The sequence below is a fragment of the candidate division KSB1 bacterium genome (genome assembly GCA_034505495.1).
Taxonomy (GTDB): domain Bacteria; phylum Zhuqueibacterota; class Zhuqueibacteria; order Residuimicrobiales; family Krinioviventaceae; genus Fontimicrobium_A.
The window spans coordinates 1-295 of the sequence record JAPDQV010000052.1 but is presented as its reverse complement, the minus strand read 5'-3'; positions in this window follow the sequence as shown (position 1 = coordinate 295).

The window sequence follows — 295 nt, the reverse complement described above, 5'->3', positions numbered from 1 at the left end:
GATCGGTGTCAATCAATCAACGGTCAGACGAGAAATCCGAAAAAAAACCGCAGATTGAAGTGTTATCGTTTCAAGCAGGCATGCGAGAAAGCGCTCTCAAGACGCCGAAACAACGGCAACGAGATTCCCTTTACCGCCAAGATCAAGAACGAGCGTATGGAGCATTTAAAAGATGACCGGAGCCCCGAACAAATGAACTACTGAGGGAAGGCCAAGAGCAGGCCTTCCGTCAGTCGTAAGATCATTTATCGCTTCATTCTCAAAGATCAAGGCAGAGGGGAGAATGATACATACC